The sequence below is a fragment of the Mesorhizobium sp. WSM3873 genome (assembly GCF_001672445.1).
GTDB lineage: Bacteria > Pseudomonadota > Alphaproteobacteria > Rhizobiales > Rhizobiaceae > Mesorhizobium.
Genome location: NZ_LYTM01000034.1, coordinates 275994 through 293457, shown reverse-complemented (window position 1 = coordinate 293457; position 17464 = coordinate 275994). Strand labels below are relative to the sequence as shown.

Here is a 17464-nt window from a genome sequence, read left to right as displayed (position 1 = left end):
CCTTCCGTCGCCGAACAATGGCTCAACCGATTGCCGGCCAAGGCCTGAGGGAACCGCGTGCCAAATCCCTACTCCGGACCCATCATCGACGCCCATCACCATCTCTGGGATCTCAGCCTCGGCCGCCATCCCTGGCTGGCCGCCTCTGCCGGCGAACGCGGCGGCCTCGGCGAGCTTGATGCCTTGCGCCGCAACTATCTGCCCGAGGATTATCTGCGCGACGCCGCGCGGCACAATATCGTCGCCAGCGTCCATGTCGAAGCCGGCTGGGCGAGCGACGACAGCGTCGGCGAGACCCGCTGGCTCGAGACGCTCGACAAGTCGTGCGGCGGCGTAGCGGCGCGCTACGTCGTCCATGTGCCGTTGGCGAGCCACAACGCGGCGGAGTTGATCGAGGCGCAGGCCGCGTTCGACCGCGTCATCGGCATACGCGACATTCTGAGCTGGGACCCTGATCCCGCCCGGCGCTTCGCCGCTCGCGACGGCATAATGGACGATCCCGCCTGGCGCGCCGGCCTTGGCTCGCTCGCCCGGTACGGGCTCTCCTTCGACCTGATGGTGTTTCCACGCCAACTGGCCGAGGCAGCGCACCTCGCCGCAGCCTTTCCCGACCAGCAATTCGTCCTCAACCATTGCGGCAGCCCGATCGACCGTGACCCCGAAGGCTTGCAGAGATGGCGAGACGGGCTGCGCCTGCTGGCCGAGCGCGACAACGTCGCCATCAAGATATCCGACCTGGTCGCTTACGATCATGACTGGACGCTCGAAAGTCTGCGGCCGATCGTTCTGCATTGCATCGACTGCTTCGGCATGAAGCGCGCCATGTTCGGCTCCGACTTCCCGGTCGCCGGCCTGCACGCCTCGTTCGATGAGGTATATGACAGCTTCAAGGTCATCACCGCCGATCTTTCCCGGGATGAGCAGGCGGCGCTGTTCTTTGGCAACGCCGCTCGCATCTATCGCCTGGACGCCGGGTCATCGCCGGGCTTGCTCCCTGCCTGAGAGCAGCAGCAGCCCGAGGATCAACGAACCGAACAGGATGCTGCGCCAGCCGGGCGATGCATTGACCACGGTGATCAGCGCAGTGATCGTCACCAGCAGGATGGCTCCCGGGATGGTGCCGGCATAGGTGCCGAGCCCGCCGAGGATCGAGGTGCCGCCAAGCACCACTGCGGCGATCGAGGCGAGCAGATAAGGATCGCCGATCCCGACATAGCCCTGCCCGTTCATGCCGAGCACGAGCACGCCCGCGAGCCCCGCCGTGAATCCGCTGATGCCGTAGACAGCCAATGTCGTGGAAGTGATCGGCACGCCCGATAACGAAGCCGCAAGCGGATTGGCGCCCATGGCGAAGATGCGGGCGCCGAAAGGCGTTGCATGCATCAGTGTCAGCACGAGCACGGAAACCGCGATCCATAGCAGGATGCCGGCCGGAATGCCGGCCGGCCTCGCATTGCCAAGCCAATGAACCAGCGGGTTCTCGGCGGTGACGGCACTGCCGCCGGCAATGATGATCAGCAGACCCTGCAGGAATGTCGCCATGGCCAGCGTCATGATCATCGGATGGACGCGCAGCAGCGCCACCCCTAACCCGTTGACCACGCCGATAGCCGTGGTCAGCGCGAGCACCGCGAGCACGGAGGCAAGGCCGGTCGGATCGGCCTGCCATGACAGCAGCGGCAGGCTGATAGCGCTGACGGTGACGATCGCTGCCACGGAGAGATCGATGCCGCCGGCGATCACCACGAAGGTCTGCCCGGCCGCCACGAGGCCGATCACCGCGCCAAGTTCTACCAGGTAGCGCAGATGTCCGTAGGCGCCGAAGCCGCGCGATGCGAAGCTCGCCGCGATCCAGACTGCGACGACGATGGCAAGGGTGAGGAACGGCCGGCTGGTGAGGATCGCCCTGGCGCGTCTGCCGCCGGCGCTGTCGGTCCACGCTGTCATTGCTGCACCTTGCGGAATTGCGGGATGGCGACGGCGCCGATGATGATCAGCCCTTGCGCGACATACTGCGCTACCGGGGTGAAGCCGAGGAAGAACATCACGCTGATCATCAGGCTGAGCAGCAGGCTGCCGGCGAGCGCGCCGCGCATGGTGCCCTGCCCGCCGAGAAAGCCAATGCCGCCAAGCACGGCAGCGGCAATGGAATTGAGCGTGAAGGCGGTGCCGATGACCGGATCGCCAGACCCCGTTTGCGCGGCGACGAACAGCCCGGCGCCGGTCGACAAGAGGCCGCTGATCGCATAGGCAGCCACACGCGCCGCGTCGACCGGCACACCGGAACGGTAAGCCCCGACCGGATTCTCGCCGGCGGCATAGAGGCTCAATCCAGGCGGCGTGGCGAGATAGAGCTTCCATAGCAGGACGATCACCACCAGCAGCACGAACGCCGCTGGCGTGTCGCCGGCAAGCAGGTCGGACAGCCAAGTCGGGATTGAGCCGCCGGGCCTCGGCAGGATCAGCAGTGCGGCGCCGCCGATGATGAACGAGCCGGCGAGCGTCACCACGATCGCCGGCAGGCGCAGCCTGACCACGATGAAGCCGGTCGCGGCGCCAATGCCGAGCCCGGCAAGCGCCACGGCGGCCGCGCCGCCGGCGACGCCCAGCGGTCCGCCCATGGTGGTCGCGGCAATGACCGCGCCGAGGCTGACGGTCGCACCGATCGCAAGGCTGATGCCGCCGGTGAGCATGAGGATCGCCTGCGCCATCGCCACCAGCGCCAGCGGGAACCAGCTCTGGGTGAACTTGGCAAAGCCGGAGACCGTGAACAGGCCCGGAAAAAGCACGGCATAGGCGATGAGAAACGCCAGCACCACCAGGAAAAGGCTGCGAACGCCGATGTTGCGGCGCGCCTGCACCTGCCAGTAGAGCGCGCCGTCGGCTCTCGCGGATGGAATGATGCTCATGCCGCCACCTTCCGCCTCTCTGCACCCATCGCCGCCGACACGATGGCTTCCTCGCTCAGCGCGGCACGCTCGAGCATCCTGACGACGCGACCTTCACGAACCACCGCGACGCGGTCGCATAGATGCACCAGTTCCGGCGTATCGGAACTGAGCAGCACGACCGCCTTGCCAGCCGCGGCGAAGGCGCGAAGCATCAGATAGATTTCGCGCTTGGTCTCGACATCGACGCCACGCGTGGGATCGTTGAGCAGCAGCACCAGCGGATCGTGCGGCATCCACTTCGCCAGTGCGACCTTCTGCTGATTACCGCCCGACAAGGCCTGCGCCGGACGCTGCAGGTCGCCCTTGATGGAAAGCTGGGCGGCGAGATCCCTTCCCTTCTGGCGTTCAGCCTTGCGGCTGCGCAGCTTCAACGACGGAAGCCTCGCGAGGGAAGGCAACATCATGTTGGTGATGATCGGATGAATAAGGTGGAGGCCCTCGCGCTTACGGTCGGCTGGCACATAGGCGAGCCCCAGCGCGTTGGCTTTCGGCACATTGCCCGGCAGGCCCGACACGCCGTTTACCGTCGCCGAAACCGTCCTCGCCGGGATGGCCCCATAAAGACCGAGCAGCAGATCCTCCTGCCCCTGACCGACCAGGCCGCCTATGCCCAGCACCTCGCCGGTCCCGATGTCGAGGTCGACGTCGTGCATCAGGCCGGCCGAGAAGCCGCGGACCGAGATGGCGGCGCCGGGCGATACCGACGGCTGCCATTTCGGAAAGAGATCGCCGGGGTCGCGGCCGACCATCAGGCGCACCAATCCAGTCGCGTCGGTTCCCTCCAGCGACCGGTCGGCCGTGCAGGTGCCGTCCTTCAGCACGGTCACATGCTGGCAGAGCGCCATCACCTCGTTGAGCCGGTGCGAGATGTAGAGAATGGCGACGCCTTCTCCACGCAACCGTCCCAACAGGGCGGTGAGTATTTTCGTTTCCGTCGCCGAGAGCGACGAGGTCGGCTCGTCGAGGATGAGCACGCGCGGCCGGCGATAGAGAGCCTTGGCGATCTCCACCATCTGCCGTCGCCCGAGAGATAGATTCCCAACCGGTGTCGACAACGGCTCGTCGAGGCCGACAAGTTTGCATGCCGCCTTCGCCCGCGCGGCAAGCTCCCTGTAATCGACTAGCCCGAAGCGCTTGGGATAGGCGCCGATGCCGATGTTCTCGGCTATCGAAAGGCTGGCCGTCAGGCTGAGCTCTTGCTGCACGACGGCGATGCCGGCCTGCCGCGCGAGCGCTGGCGTCATGCGTGCCACGGCACGCCCATCGACCTCGATGGTCCCGCTGTCCGGGCGCAAGGCGCCCGACAGGAGGTTGATCAAGGTCGACTTTCCGGCGCCGTTCTCGCCGAGCAGCGCATGCACGCGGCCCGGCTGGAGAGCGATGGAGACGTCGCGCAGGACGGGGTTGCCGAAGAACGCCTTCGACACCCCCCGCGCGGCAAGGAGCGGAGCCATGGTCAATGCTGCGACCCTTCCGGCCTACTTCTGCGCCAGCAGCTTCTTGAACAGCTCCTCATCGTAGGGCGAATAGATGTAGCCGTCAGCCGGGAAATCTTTCGCCCGGGCGAGGTATTGATCGATGTTGGAATTATCGATGACCGGCAGCGGAATCTTGACGAAGGCCGGCACGTCCTTGCCCTCCAGCGCCTGGACCGCGGTGTAGGTGGCAAAGGCGCCGAGCCAGTTCGGCTGCATGGTCGCCCAGCTCTTCAGGCCCTTTTCCTTCCACAGCTCGAGGAACTGGCGCGCATTCTCGCCGGTGATCGGCACCTGGTCGCGGCCCTGCTTGTCGAGCGCGAGCACCGCACCGGCCGAGAGCGCGCCGCCGAGCGACAGGATGCCGTCGATCTCGGGATTGGCGAACAGCAGGCTGGTGACGGCTTCCTGGGCCGGCGCGACATTGTACGGCGTGTTGGTCTCGGCGAGGATTTTCACGTCGGGATGGGCCTTGAGCTCGGCATCGGCGCCCTTGCGGCGGTCGTCGCTGACCGAAACGCCGGCCGGGCCGTTGAGGATGAGGATCTTGCCCTTGCCGCCGATGGCGTCGATCAGGAACTTCGCAGCCTGGTCGCCCCACTGCGAGGAATCCGTGTTGACCTTGGCCGTCACCTGGTCGGTATCGACCAGGCTGTCGAAGTTGATGATCGCGATGCCCTTGGCGCATGCATCCGCGATCACGCGCGCCGGAGCGGTCGAGGAACCGGCGATCAGAATGATGGCGTCGACATTGGAATCGATCATCGACTGGATCTGTTGGATCTGCACATTGGCGTCGCCCTGGGCGTCGGTCACGACCAGCTTGTCGACCAGCCCCTGCTTCTTGAGCGCCTCGACCTCGGCTTCGATCGTGCCCTGGGTCTGCTTCATCCAGGTCGGCACGGAATAGATGTTGGCCCAGCCGATCGTATACGGCGCCTTGCGGTCGCCCTTGATGCACTTCGCGGCCGCATCGGCCTGCGAGGCGACACCGACGGCCAGGACGAGACCGAGGCAAAGGGCGCTGGCGGATGCGAAAAACGATGACTTCTTCATGACGGTTCCCCTTCTGTAGCTCTTGTCCGGACGTGCGGAGTCGGGACGGCGAAACACCGCGGTCGCCGCGTCGCGGAAACCGCTCGTTCGTCGTCTGGACTTCTTCTGCCCGGCTCGTTAGTTTGTCCGATATTCCAGACAACATGTCTGTATATCGGACAAACGGGATGCTAGACTGAGCCTTGACATCTTTCAAGCGTCTTGAGACGAGAGCCGAAAATGATTTTTGGGCGGCTGGCATGAGCGAAGGCGCAACTGGTTTGATCGAGGCAGGCGCCGGGGCACAACCACAGCCCGGCGAGCGCCGCCGCGGCATCGACCGCGTCATCATGCTGCTCGAGGCCCTGCTGAAGCATCGCGCGCCGATGCGCATCGGCGACATCGCAAAGATGATCAACGCACCCCGTTCGACGACTTATGAGATCGTCAACAGCCTGCTCGAAGCCGAGATGCTCGAAAATGTCGGGTCCGAGGGCTACGTCTATTTCGGGCGGGCGATGCACTTGTTCGGATGGGCGTACTCGCATCACAACGCACACTATCGCCGCATCCTTGAAACGCTGGACAGGATGGCGGCCGAGACCGGCGAGACCGTTCAGCTCTGTGGTCTGCGCGGCAACAAATATGTCGTTCTCGATTGCCGGGATTCTCCCGGCCCTTTCCGCATCTCGAGCGATGTCGGTGTCGAGGTGCCGATCCCCTGGACGGCGTCGGGGCGGCTGCTGGTCGGCCATATGCAGGAGACGGAACTCAAGGATTTCATTCCTGCCGCCGACTACGAACTCCCCGACGGCCGGGTCATCGCTCCCGACGAATTCTTCGCGGATGTCGACCTGGCTCGCCGGCAGGGCTTCAGCGAGACCTCGGCGCTCGCCGACCGTTTCACCTGGTGCATGGCGGCTCCCATCCGCGACAGCCACGGCGCCATCAACACGACGCTTTGCTTTGTGCTGCCGGTCGATACGCCGGAGCCGCGTCGCAACCAGTTGCTTGAGCTGCTGCGCGAGCGCGCCCGCGCACTGTCGCTCGCCGGAAGCTGAGCCGGAATGCGGCCGTCTGGCCCAGTCGAATGCCGCGACTACCGATTGCGGCACAACGACGGTCTTGCGACATAGCGCCAATGGCACCCGCTCCCTCTATCACCAAGGCCGCGCTCTGGATGGCGCTGTCGATCGCCTCGTTCCTGGCGATGTCGGTCGCCGGCCGCACCGCGACGGCCGCGCTCAATGTCTTCCAGGTGCTGGAGTTGCGCTCGGTGATCGGCTTCTTCATCCTGCTGCCGCTGGTGCTGACGGGCGGCGGCTTTAGGGCGATGCGCACCCAGCGCCCGCTCGCCCACATCGCCCGCAACGTCGTCCATTATGCCGGCCAGGCCGCCTGGCTCTATGCGCTGACCTTGATTCCCCTTGCCGTGCTGATCTCGATCGAGTTCACGACCCCGATCTGGACGGCGATCCTGGCGGTGAGCTTTCTCGGCGAAAGGCTGTCGCGGCCCAGGCTGACGGCAATCGTGCTGGGGCTGATCGGCGTGGTGATCATCGTGCGTCCCGGCGTCGGCTCGGTCGATCCCGGGCAACTCGTCGTGCTGGGAGCCGCAATGTGCTTCGGCGTCTCGGTGGTCATGGTCAAGTCGCTGACACAAACCGACAGCGTCGTGCGCATCATCTTCTGGATGCTGATCATTCAGTCGGTGGTCGGCCTCGTCCCGGCGCTCTATGTCTGGCGCAACCCGGCAGTCGAACTGTGGCCGTCGATATTGGTGGTCGCCTTCACCGGCATGTCCTCCCATTTCTGCATGGCCCGCGCGCTCAGCCACGCCGATGCGACCGTCATTTCGCCGATGGACTTCCTGCGCGTCCCGCTGTCGGCGCTGATCGGATGGCTGCTTTACAACGAGCAGATCGATGTCTTCACCGCCGGCGGCGCCTTGCTGATCCTGACGGGCAATCTCCTCAACCTGCAGCGCAAGGCGCCTCAGCCTGCCGAAATCGCGACCTCCTAGCTGTGAGGTCAGACGCCCGGTTGGGTTGCCTGCGATCCGACAAGCTGGCTGGCGTCGGCGGGACCGTCATCACTCGCTGCGTCGCTCAATCGTAGACGCCGTCAAATAGAAAATCGTTGTCGCCGCCGGCCTTGAAATGTCCGGCGTAAGCGCCCGCTGGCAGCAGCAGGGCTTCGCCCGCACCGTTGCGCAATGTTACGGTCTTTGGCCCGGTCGCAAGGTGAAATGGCGGATCAAGCACGGTGCCGTCGATTTCGACCCGGCCCCGCAAAGGCGTTCCATCGGCGCTGTAGAGCGCATAAGTTCCAGCAATAGGAACATCAAAGATCTTCCGCTCACCGGGTTGCAGGCGGAAACCAGCGATCCTGAGGTTTGGCGCCACACGGACATAACTGTTCAAGATCAGGGGCGCGACTACCGGATAGATATAGTCCATCCGGTAGGACCACAGGATCAGCTTCGGGCGAGACTTGCTCAGCACATTGTAAGCCTCGGAACGCCCGCTTTCCCGCAAGGTCACGAGCACGTAGTGTTTGTCGAGCCACAAAGTTGTCGGCTCCATTCGATTGGGCAACATTCCTATGCCGTCGAAGTACCGCTCATCGGGTGCAAGCAATGACTCTGCGCGCGCCACCAGCTCAAGTTGGGCGGTATTGTCAAAGCGAAAGTAAAGCAAATTGGCAACGAAGCTTATGGCCATCGCCGTGACCAAGGCTATCCACGCCAGGCGCAGATAACGCGCGCGGGCTGCGAGGCCGTCGAGCATCGTCAACGACCATAGCGACATGAACGGCAACGCCATGATGAACACGTAGGGCCACGGCTGGTCATGCGCGAAGACCAGCACCGTGATGACGACAGAGAAGATCAGCGCAATTCGCCTCCGCTCGTCGAGCTTCATGATCTGTATCAGAGACAGAGCCATGCCGGCGAAACAGAAGACGTAAAGAACATAGTTGCGCGCGAGCGTCTGAACCACGAAGCGCCTCAGCCCCCCGTAGTCACCGCCGCCGCGCGTCGCGACCTCAACAGGGCCGAACACCAGGCTCTTGGCGATGGGAACAGGGTCGGCGCCGCCGAACATGAAGCAATATGCGATTATAGGGAGAGTCCATCCCAGCACGAGCCATGCCCCGCGGGCCATGCCTGCCAGGTAGCGTTTCATCAAAGCCGCGTCGGCGACAAGGCCAAAGCCTAGCGCAAGGTTGAAGTAGATTGATTTCTGCGTTGCGAGAAACGACAGGCCGCTCAAGGCGCCGGCAGCGACAAGCTGCCATCCCCTCAATTCACGGGCCCGTAGCACGACCAGCAGCGCCCCTACGGCGAAGAACACCGCCAGCGGTTCGGCGATAGTGCGAAAGATGCGCTCCATGAAATTCGAGAAGCACAAGAGGACGAGGACAATGGCCAAGGCACGAACCCGATCCTCCCCAAGCGCGCGAGCGCAGGCGTAGACCAAAGCAATGGTCGCGCATGCCAGCAACGCGGTCTGCATACGACCGACAAGCAGAATGGACGTGGCATCCCAACCGATCAGGTGAGCCAGCTTGTAAAAGGCGGTGGAACCGACCGCCTTGCTTGGCTGCACGGTGGCGAACAGGCCATTAAACAAATGCTTCGCGTATCCAAGCTGACCAAATTCGTCCATGACGAATCGGCAATTCCAAGCCAAGGCGAACAACAACGCGATCTTCAGTACGATCAAAGCGCGTAGAAAGATCGTTAAGCGGCGCGATCCTGCACCGAATAAATCAGTCAGACCTGCTTCTGATCGCATTCAATCCCGCCCTGGAATGAACCTCAGATTTAAGCGACGTTAATTAAGAAAATTGGCTAGGCCACACGGCCCAGACGTTTGGAGCCCTGTTCGGTGTTCGTTGCTGGAAGGCCTCAAGCACAGGCCAGGGCCGAAAGCGCCTGAACTTCGCCCAGATGCGGACGCGACACCGCATCGACCATGGCGAAGTAGGTCAAAGTTTGGCCACTCCTCCGCCTGCCAAGGTCAGCACGCCGAGCGCCGTTGCGCGCCAGTCGTACTGCGCCAACGCGTAACGAGCCATGGCGGCTCGCTCCTCGGAGGTGAGGGCAAGGCTGTCGATGGCATCGGCGCAACGCCTGGCCGACCCGTCGGGATTGGTGAGGTCGATGGCAACGCCACGCAGCCATTTGGCCGCGCCTGGGTCGGCACGGTTGCTCGGTTCGCCGCAGACGACAGGCAGTCCGCAGGCCATTGCCTCTTGAATAACGAGCGGAAAGCCCTCTCCGACGCTCGGCAACAGCAGGAAGTCAGCCCCCCGATAAAGGTCCGCCAGGGCCTGAGGGCTCTGGACACCAAGGTCGTGAACATTGGCAAGTCCCCATTTGCCGGGGTGGATCGGGCCGCTGCCGACCATCAAAAATGCGAGATCCTGGCGGAACGCGGCCAAAGCCCGCAGCACCGACAATCCTTTCTTCTCGACGTAGCGACCAACGAAAAGAATGCGACGCGTACCCGGGGGGATCGAGATCGCCGCAGGGGCCTCCGGCACAGGCAGCGGGCCTGAAGCGGGATGAAAAATCGCACCGTCAACACCGTTGAACAGCAGTTGGAAGGGAATGCGCGCTGGCGTGCCCACAAGATCATGGCGCACGGTGTCGCTGATGAACACAACTGCGTCAGCGGCTCGGAGCATCGGGCGCGTGATGACGATGTTGGCTAGTGCCATCACGGAGCGGAGAATGCGCGAAGAGAAGGGGATGCCGGCGATATGCTGGATCAGCACCACGCGCTTGCGGAAAGCCTTCGACATCAGCAATGCCAGGATCGATGTCATGTACAGCGCATCGTGCACTACGACCGCATTGCTACGGTGCATTTCGCGGGCCAGCGCGCGAATCGCACGGACGCGCGCCAGCGGCATTGGCAGCCCAATGACCTTCTCGATTGGGTCGACGCAGGCAAGAGGGACCGCTTCAACGTCGCTTTCCGGCGGCTGATCGGCATCGCTGGCGGCCCAAACAGCCTGAACGCCCAGTTGCGTGAATTGTCGGCACAAATGCCCGGCCACACGCTCTATGCCGCCGCCGTGACCTTCATAGAAATGGCTGACGGTCAAAATGCGCACCGGACCGACCCATCAAGCGGGCTCGAAGCGCATTGTCACTTCGAGACGATTGGGAAACAGCAGTTCATGGATGCTTTTTCGATATTGCTTCGGCGCAGCGCGACGAGCAATGCGGTAGCCACTTTCGGTTGCTAACTTCCCCCATTCTGCCCGCTTCAAGTAGCGCGCCCAGATCATTCCGCCAAATGGGATATTGCCTATCGCATCCATTGCGGTGAGGCGCAGGTCGTCCAGCCTTCCGCAGCTTTCGTGATCCTTTATGTAAAGCGGACCATCAACCACGCGCCGAATTTCACGCAGCAAGTCCGTACGTGCTGTGACTGGAACGTGATGAACTACATTGTTGAGTGTCGCCGCATCAAAACTACGGTCCGCGAAAGGCAGGGTTTTGCCGTCATACTGCTTGGTCAGCACGCTCAGCGAAGGGCAGAAACGGTCAACCATATCCACTGTCTGCACCTCATCCACCGGAAAGAGTTCGGCTATGGCTTGAGCGATCACCCCAGTGCCACCACCGACGTCGAGCAATTTGCAATGCTGCTTGTCCCATAGCTCGCGTAGACTATCGAGCATAACCGCCTGATAAGTCGGCGCCTTGTTTCGATAAAAGGCGAGGTGACGCGACAGGATGTCCTGCAGAAGCTTCGGATCGATCGGGCCCATTGCCGTGGCCAAGGTCATGGTCCCCCCGTCATCCAGCGGTTTGGCGTGGCGATAGCCCATCGACCAAGCAGGAAGTTCAGCGCCAGCATGCAGACCGAGGCAAGTGGCGAGGCGAACACCATCGGCAGGCCGGCCTGCTGATGCCAAAACCATATGGTGACAAATGCCAATGGTATGTTGGCGACCATTGCAATGACGTACCGTGCGAAGGTTATGGGAGCCAATGGTCGCCGAAAGGTGAATACGCTATGAAGCACATAGCCAGTGCTCGCCACGACGCAGAAGGACAACAGTACGGCCAGCCCCAAACGTATCCCGACCCTGTCAGACAAGATGATGACCACGTTGTGCAGCGCGATGCAGATGCCGGCGATCACCATATAGGCGAAGGGCGTGCGCACGCTCATATCGCTGCCTTCCGAGCGCGGACCAAGAAAACGCAGGCATTGTCGTCGCGTATCTGGGCGGGCGTTAGACGATCTTCCAATTGAGCGCGCAGGTTCATCAACAGGGCAAGGAGCGACGCCAAAATTGCGCCTATGATCGGTAGGCGGCGAAGGAAGAAAGCAAAGCCCGTAAGGCGGATTAGCGTCGTGGTTGCCAAGGGCCCGGCAATCGCATGCACCTCTTCGACTTCGAGGCCGCGATCGGCAAGATCTACGACAAGTCCGGTGCGTGTCCAACGACGATGGTCCTCAGGGTGAGGGTGGTAGAGCCAGCTGCCGTGAGTAGACAACAACAGCACACCGTCATCGCGCAGCAGTCTCCGAATCTCGGCGCAGTACGAGTCAAGGTCGCGCACGTGCTCGAGGACCTGTACTGAAAGTACTGCTCCAGCGATGCCATCTGCTAGTGGCACGCGGCCCTGCTCGTCAATTTTCAGGAAGCTGCCCTCGCCGATATCCGCGCCGCGATAGTCGATCTTCATCTCGAACATCATGTCAGCATAGGGCATGTCACCACAGCCGAGATCGACCATTAGTGTGCCCGGCCTAACATGCGCCCTCGCCTCTTTTCGCAACAGCCGAGCTAGCCCGCGCAAGACCAGCCAGTCCGTATCCCAAATCCGCGGAACCGCCCTGCTTCCCCTCATCCCACCAGCTTTCAATGCACCACCGACCTGCTGGCGCCGACTCTATCTTTTTTCCGTCGCGCCAGGCGCTCGATGTCGAAGCGCTCAGAACGCACGCCTATCGTCCAGATTATCAAGCAGCAACTTGAGAACGAAGCCGGACAGCACCATGGACATCCCGGCCACGCAGGCGGTGGTGATCACGAAGGTCAGGTGCACCGATTGCTCCATCGGGCCGCCTATGAAGATCCAATGCAGTGCCAGCAATACGTCCGCGACAAAGCCCGCCACCGCGAGCATGCCGCCGGAAAAGACCAGCCATTCCAGCGGGCGGCCGCGCATCAGCCAAGGCACGACCCGGCCGCCGTGGCCCGGGTGATAGATAGCGATCGCCACCTTGGCCAGCATACCGAAAAGGATGGCCGAAAGGCCAATCAGCGTCGCCATCGCGGAGAGCGCGACGAAGTGAATTCCGAAATACCACCCTCCGATCCGGACAGGTCCCGCCGCGAGGACCGCAAGACCAGCATTACCGGACACCAGCAACGTCGCTCCCGGTATGAGATACATGGTGTTGGGTGCATGCGCCACGATCAGCCGCAGATGTCGCCAACCGTCGCGGAACGAACGCAGGTGAGGTGGGCGGCCGCGCTTGTCCGGATAGAGCTTGATTGGCACCTCGCGGATCACCAGGCCTGCGCGATGCGCGTTGATGACCATCTCCGAGGCGAATTCCATGCCAGGCGAGCGCGCGCCCATTCGGCGAAACGCATCGCGGGTGAATCCTCGCATGCCGCAATGAAAATCGTGTATCGGAGAATGGTGAAGCCAGCGGGCAATCGTTGAAAGCGCCGGATTGCCGAGATACCGATGCAGAGCGGGCATGGCGCCGGGCTCGATACCGCCGGCGAAGCGATCGCCCATGACCAGTTCGGCACCACCCTCCAGCGCGTCGATGAAGTCGCCTAGGCTGCTCCAGTCGTAGGAATCGTCCGCATCCGCCATGACGAGGTACTTGCCTCGTGCAGCTTCAGCCGCCGCGCTGATCGCCGCGCCGTATCCCTTGACCCGCTGGTGCACGACACGCGCGCCGAGGGACTCGGCAATCTCCACCGACCGATCGGTCGACCCATTGTCCCCGACGACGACCTCGCCCTTAATGCCCCGCTTCGAAAAAACGTCAAGCGCCTTGCGGATGCAGATGCCGAGCGTGCGCTCTTCGTTCAGGCAAGGGATAATGGCCGACACGAGAGGGGCCCCTGCGTCATCGGCGTGCTGCCCATCGAGATCAGTTGCGACTATTGCGAGATTCGACTTGTCGACCATCGTGCCCGCTCCTGCCCAATCGTCAGCCTTGCTTACAGCTTGGGCCCCAACATTTCCGCAGCCCAGCTGCAAGATTAGCAACAACAAGTTAGGCAAAGATATACAGGACCATACGTCGTTGAGCGAATGACGTGGTTTGGCCAGTACGGGTGATGGCGGCCGGGCTTGAATTGGTGGCCACGTCTCGCGCCAAAGCATTCCGGGAAAAGCGTGAGCCGGTTTCTGTTCGGAGTTGCGCGGGAACAGTAGTGGAACGCTTACACCAGTTCCACTTCGACGACACCCGGCACCGCGCGCATGGCCGACGCGACCTGCGGCGAGATGCGATAGCGGTTGGGGAGTTCGATCTCCACCTCGCCCTGGCCGGCTTCCTTGATCAGCACGAAGCTCACCTGACCCTCGCCCTTCACGGCAAGCTGGTTGGCAAGGATGTTGATGGGCTGAGCATCGCGCACGAAGATGCGCAGCGCCTTTTGGATGCGGCTTGCTTCGTCCTCCAGCGACTGCACCGTTTGGATGCGCAGATTGATGCCCTCCGGCCGGTCTTCGGCCGAGACGGTGATCACCACCGAACGGCCGGGCTCCAGCATGTCGCGATACTGCGCCAGGCCTTCGGAGAACAGCACCGCCTCGTACTGGCCGGTGGTGTCGGAAAACTGCACGACGCCCATCTTGTTGCCGGTGCGGGTCTTGCGCTCTTGCTTCGTGGTGACGGTGCCGGCGAGCCGGCCGGCCGCGGCGCCGCGTTTGACCGCGGCGGAGAATTCCGCCCAGTTCTGCACCCGCATCTTCTGCAGCGCGGCCTTGTATTCGTCGAGCGGGTGCGCCGAGAGATAGAAGCCGACCACCTGGAACTCGCGGTGCAGCCGGTCGGCGGCAAGCCATGGCTCGGCCGCCGGCAGGTTGAGCGCCTGCGATTGCGCGCCGAGCGAGGCGCCGAAAATATCCGTCTGGCCCGAGATGGCGTTCTGCTGCGCCAGCGATGCGAGCCCCATCATCCGCTCCACGCCGGCCATCATCACGGCGCGGTCGTGCCCGAAGCAGTCCAAGGCCCCCGCCATGATCAGGCTTTCGAAGACGCGCTTGCCGACGATCTTCGGATCCACGCGCTCGCAGAAATCGGCAAGGCTCTTGAACGGCCTCTCACCGCGCTTCTCGACAATGTGCTCGACCGCCGCGTCGCCGACGCCCTTGAGCGCCGCCAGCGAGTAGAAGATCTTGTTCTCGCCGACCTCGAACGGTCGGAAGCTGGTCATCACCGACGGCGCCACCACCTCGATGCCGAGGCGCAGCGCGTCCTGGCGGAAATCCGCCAGTTTGTCGGTGTTGCTCATGTCGAGCGTCATCGACGCCGCCAGGAACTCGACCGGACAGTGCGCCTTGAGGTAGGCGGTCTGGTAGGAAACGACCGCATAAGCCGCGGCGTGCGACTTGTTGAAGCCGTAGTCGGCGAATTTCGCCAGCAGATCGAAGATGAAATCGGCCTGCGCTTTGCCGACGCCGCGCTCGACGGCGCCGGTGACGAAGCGCTCGCGCTGCTTGTCCATCTCGGCGCGGATCTTCTTGCCCATGGCGCGGCGCAGAAGATCGGCTTCGCCGAGCGAATAGCCGGCAAGCTCCTGCGCGATCTGCATCACCTGTTCCTGGTAAACGATGACGCCTTGAGTTTCCTTCACAAGGTGGTCGATCTTGGGGTGGATCGAGGCCATCTCCTCCTCGCCATGCTTTCTGGCATTGTAGGTCGGGATGTTCTCCATCGGGCCTGGGCGATAGAGCGCGACCAGCGCGATGATGTCCTCGATGCAGTCCGGCCGCATGCCGATCAGCGCCTTGCGCATGCCCGCGCTTTCAACCTGGAACACGCCGACCACCTCGCCGCGCGACAGCATGGCGTAAGTCTCGGGGTCGTCGAGCGGGATGCGGGCAAGATCGATATCCACACCGCGCCGCCGGATCAGCTTCACCGCCGTTTCCAGCACCGTCAGCGTCTTCAGGCCGAGGAAGTCGAATTTCACCAGCCCGGCCTGCTCGACATATTTCATGTTGAACTGGGTGACCGGCATGTCCGAGCGCGGATCGCGGTACATCGGCACCAATTCCGACAACGGCCGGTCGCCGATGACGATGCCGGCGGCATGCGTCGAGGCATGGCGGTAGAGGCCCTCGAGCTTCTGCGCGGTGTCGAGCAGCGTCTGCACGATCGGCTCCTTTTCCACCTCCTCGGCGAAGCGCGGCTCGTTGGCGATGGCGTCCGCCAGCTTGACCGGGTTGGCCGGGTTCTGCGGCACCATTTTGGAGAGCTTGTCGACCTGGCCATAGGGCATCTGCAGGACGCGGCCGACGTCGCGCAGCACCGCGCGCGCCTGCAGCGTTCCGAAGGTGATGATCTGCCCGACCTGGTCGCGGCCGTATTTCTGCTGGACGTAGCGGATGACCTCCTCGCGCCGGTCCTGGCAGAAGTCGATGTCGAAGTCCGGCATCGAGACGCGGTCCGGGTTGAGGAAGCGCTCGAACAGCAGCGAGAAGCGCAGTGGGTCGATGTCGGTGATGGTGGTCGAATAGGCGACAAGCGAGCCGGCGCCCGAACCGCGCCCCGGTCCGACCGGGATGCCTTGCGCCTTCGCCCATTTGATGAAGTCGGCAACGATCAGGAAGTAGCCGGGAAACTTCATCTTCTCGATGATGCCGAGCTCGAATTCGAGCCGCTCGCGATATTGCTCGACCGTGTAGCCGGGCGTCGGTCCGTGCGCGGCAAGCCGCGCCTCCAGGCCCTCGCGCGCCTGGCGCGCGAGCTCGGCGGCTTCCGCCTTCTCGGCGGCGTCCTTGTCGGCGGAGTCGGCGCCGGTGAAACGCGGCAGGATCGGGCTGCGGTTTTTCGGATAATAGGAGCAGCGCATGGCGATCTCGACCGTGTTGTCGATCGCTTCCGGCAGGTCGGAGAACAGCCGCGCCATCTCGGCCTGGCCGCGCAGAAAATTGTCAGGCGAAAGCCGCCGGCGATTGTCTGCGGCCACCACCGAGCCTTCGGCGATCGCAATCAGCGCGTCATGCGCCTCATAGTCTTCACGCTTGGAGAAGAAGGCCTCGTTGGTGGCGACCAGCGGCAGTTCGTGAATATAGGCAAGGTCGAGCGTCGACTTTTCGACCATACGGTCATAGCCGGCGACCCGTTCCAGCTCGACATAGAGACGGTCGCCGAAAAGCTCTTTGAGGACCAGCAGCCGCTGTTCGGCCAGGTCGCGGCGGTCCGCCTTCAGCGCGCTGCCGATCGGGCCGCGCGGGCCGCCGGTCAGGCATAGCAGGCCATCCCGATGGCTCTCCAGCATGGCGCTGGTCATGTGCACCGGCTCGCCGGGCGGCGTTTCCAGATAAACCTTGCTGATCAGCCGGACCAGATTGGCATAGCCGGCCTCGCTGGCGGCGATCAGCACGATCGGCGACATCTCGGGACCGTGCCGGCGGCGGTCGCGTTGGGTGTCGCTCGTTTCGCCGGAAAAGACCAGATCGACCTGGCAGCCGATGATCGGCTGGATACCGTCCTTGACCGCTTTCTGGGCGAATTCGAGCGCGCCGAACAGATTGTTGGTGTCGGTCACTGCGATCGCCGGCGCTTCATCCTTGACCGCGTGGCCGACGATGGCGCCGGGCTGCAGGGCGCCCTCGAGCAGCGAATAGGCTGAATGCACGCGCAGATGGATGAACCTCCGCGCAGGCGTCTCCGGCTGCGTAGCCTTCACGACAGCTTCGCGCTGCAAAGGGTCGCGTGGAAGTCGTTCATCCGCCATGTTTTTTCGCGCTACCTCAAGGACTCATCC

14 protein-coding genes are annotated in these 17464 nt (G+C 63.2%); 3 read left to right on the top strand and 11 right to left on the bottom strand.

Going from position 1 to position 17464, the window contains the following annotated elements; all coding sequences use genetic code 11:
- Positions 1-57: 57 nt before the first annotated feature.
- Positions 58-1002, top strand: a complete 945-nt coding sequence (locus tag A9K71_RS21045) for an amidohydrolase family protein (RefSeq protein WP_067000276.1) — start codon at positions 58-60, stop codon at positions 1000-1002.
- Here the strand turns inward: A9K71_RS21045 and A9K71_RS21040 are convergent.
- The 4 genes from A9K71_RS21040 to A9K71_RS21025 are packed head-to-tail and all read right to left on the bottom strand — an operon-like array spanning position 976 to position 5482.
- Positions 976-1947 (bottom strand): ABC transporter permease, encoded by a 972-nt coding sequence (locus A9K71_RS21040; protein WP_067000273.1) that lies wholly within the window; start codon positions 1945-1947, stop codon positions 976-978. The two genes, A9K71_RS21045 and A9K71_RS21040, sit on opposite strands and share 27 nt — an antisense overlap.
- Positions 1944-2909 carry an ABC transporter permease gene (locus A9K71_RS21035; RefSeq protein ID WP_067000270.1) on the bottom strand — a complete coding sequence of 322 codons (966 nt, stop codon included), beginning with the start codon at positions 2907-2909 and terminating at the stop codon, positions 1944-1946. The genes A9K71_RS21040 and A9K71_RS21035 overlap by 4 nt, the downstream gene beginning before the upstream one ends.
- Positions 2906-4405 (bottom strand): sugar ABC transporter ATP-binding protein, encoded by a 1500-nt coding sequence (locus tag A9K71_RS21030; RefSeq protein WP_067000266.1) that lies wholly within the window; start codon positions 4403-4405, stop codon positions 2906-2908. The genes A9K71_RS21035 and A9K71_RS21030 overlap by 4 nt, the downstream gene beginning before the upstream one ends.
- Positions 4406-4429: 24 nt before the next feature.
- Positions 4430-5482 (bottom strand): ABC transporter substrate-binding protein, encoded by a 1053-nt coding sequence (locus A9K71_RS21025; protein WP_067000263.1) that lies wholly within the window; start codon positions 5480-5482, stop codon positions 4430-4432.
- Positions 5483-5721: 239 nt separating this feature from the next.
- Between A9K71_RS21025 and A9K71_RS21020 the strand changes: the two genes are divergently transcribed.
- Positions 5722-6522 carry an IclR family transcriptional regulator gene (locus A9K71_RS21020; RefSeq protein WP_067000259.1) on the top strand — a complete coding sequence of 267 codons (801 nt, stop codon included), beginning with the start codon at positions 5722-5724 and terminating at the stop codon, positions 6520-6522.
- Positions 6523-6602: 80 nt separating this feature from the next.
- Positions 6603-7484, top strand: a complete 882-nt coding sequence (locus A9K71_RS21015) for a DMT family transporter (RefSeq protein WP_067000256.1) — start codon at positions 6603-6605, stop codon at positions 7482-7484.
- An 85-nt stretch (positions 7485-7569) separates the two neighbouring features.
- Here the strand turns inward: A9K71_RS21015 and A9K71_RS21010 are convergent, their stop codons facing one another.
- The 7 genes from A9K71_RS21010 to dnaE form a co-directional block, all read right to left on the bottom strand.
- Entirely contained in the window at positions 7570-9261 is a 1692-nt protein-coding gene (locus A9K71_RS21010) for a hypothetical protein (RefSeq protein ID WP_156752734.1), read from the bottom strand.
- 193 nt (positions 9262-9454) lie between these two features.
- Positions 9455-10588: a glycosyltransferase family 4 protein gene (locus A9K71_RS21005; RefSeq protein WP_067000251.1), complete on the bottom strand. Its 1134-nt coding sequence runs from the start codon at positions 10586-10588 to the stop codon at positions 9455-9457.
- A 12-nt stretch (positions 10589-10600) separates the two neighbouring features.
- Positions 10601-11269 (bottom strand): class I SAM-dependent methyltransferase, encoded by a 669-nt coding sequence (locus A9K71_RS21000; protein WP_067000248.1) that lies wholly within the window; start codon positions 11267-11269, stop codon positions 10601-10603.
- Complete coding sequence (locus tag A9K71_RS20995) at positions 11266-11658, bottom strand: GtrA family protein (RefSeq protein ID WP_067000245.1); 393 nt, start codon at positions 11656-11658, stop codon at positions 11266-11268. Before A9K71_RS20995 ends, A9K71_RS21000 begins: the two co-directional genes overlap by 4 nt.
- Positions 11655-12230, bottom strand: coding sequence for a methyltransferase domain-containing protein (locus A9K71_RS20990; RefSeq protein ID WP_197504263.1), 576 nt, complete (start codon positions 12228-12230; stop codon positions 11655-11657). The genes A9K71_RS20995 and A9K71_RS20990 overlap by 4 nt, the downstream gene beginning before the upstream one ends.
- A 198-nt stretch (positions 12231-12428) precedes the next feature.
- The gene (locus tag A9K71_RS20985) at positions 12429-13649 is read right to left on the bottom strand and encodes a glycosyltransferase family 2 protein (protein WP_067000239.1); all 1221 of its coding nucleotides are present in this window, start codon (positions 13647-13649) and stop codon (positions 12429-12431) included.
- 257 nt (positions 13650-13906) lie between these two features.
- Positions 13907-17434: a DNA polymerase III subunit alpha gene (dnaE, locus tag A9K71_RS20980; protein ID WP_067000236.1), complete on the bottom strand. Its 3528-nt coding sequence runs from the start codon at positions 17432-17434 to the stop codon at positions 13907-13909.
- Positions 17435-17464: the final 30 nt, after the last annotated feature.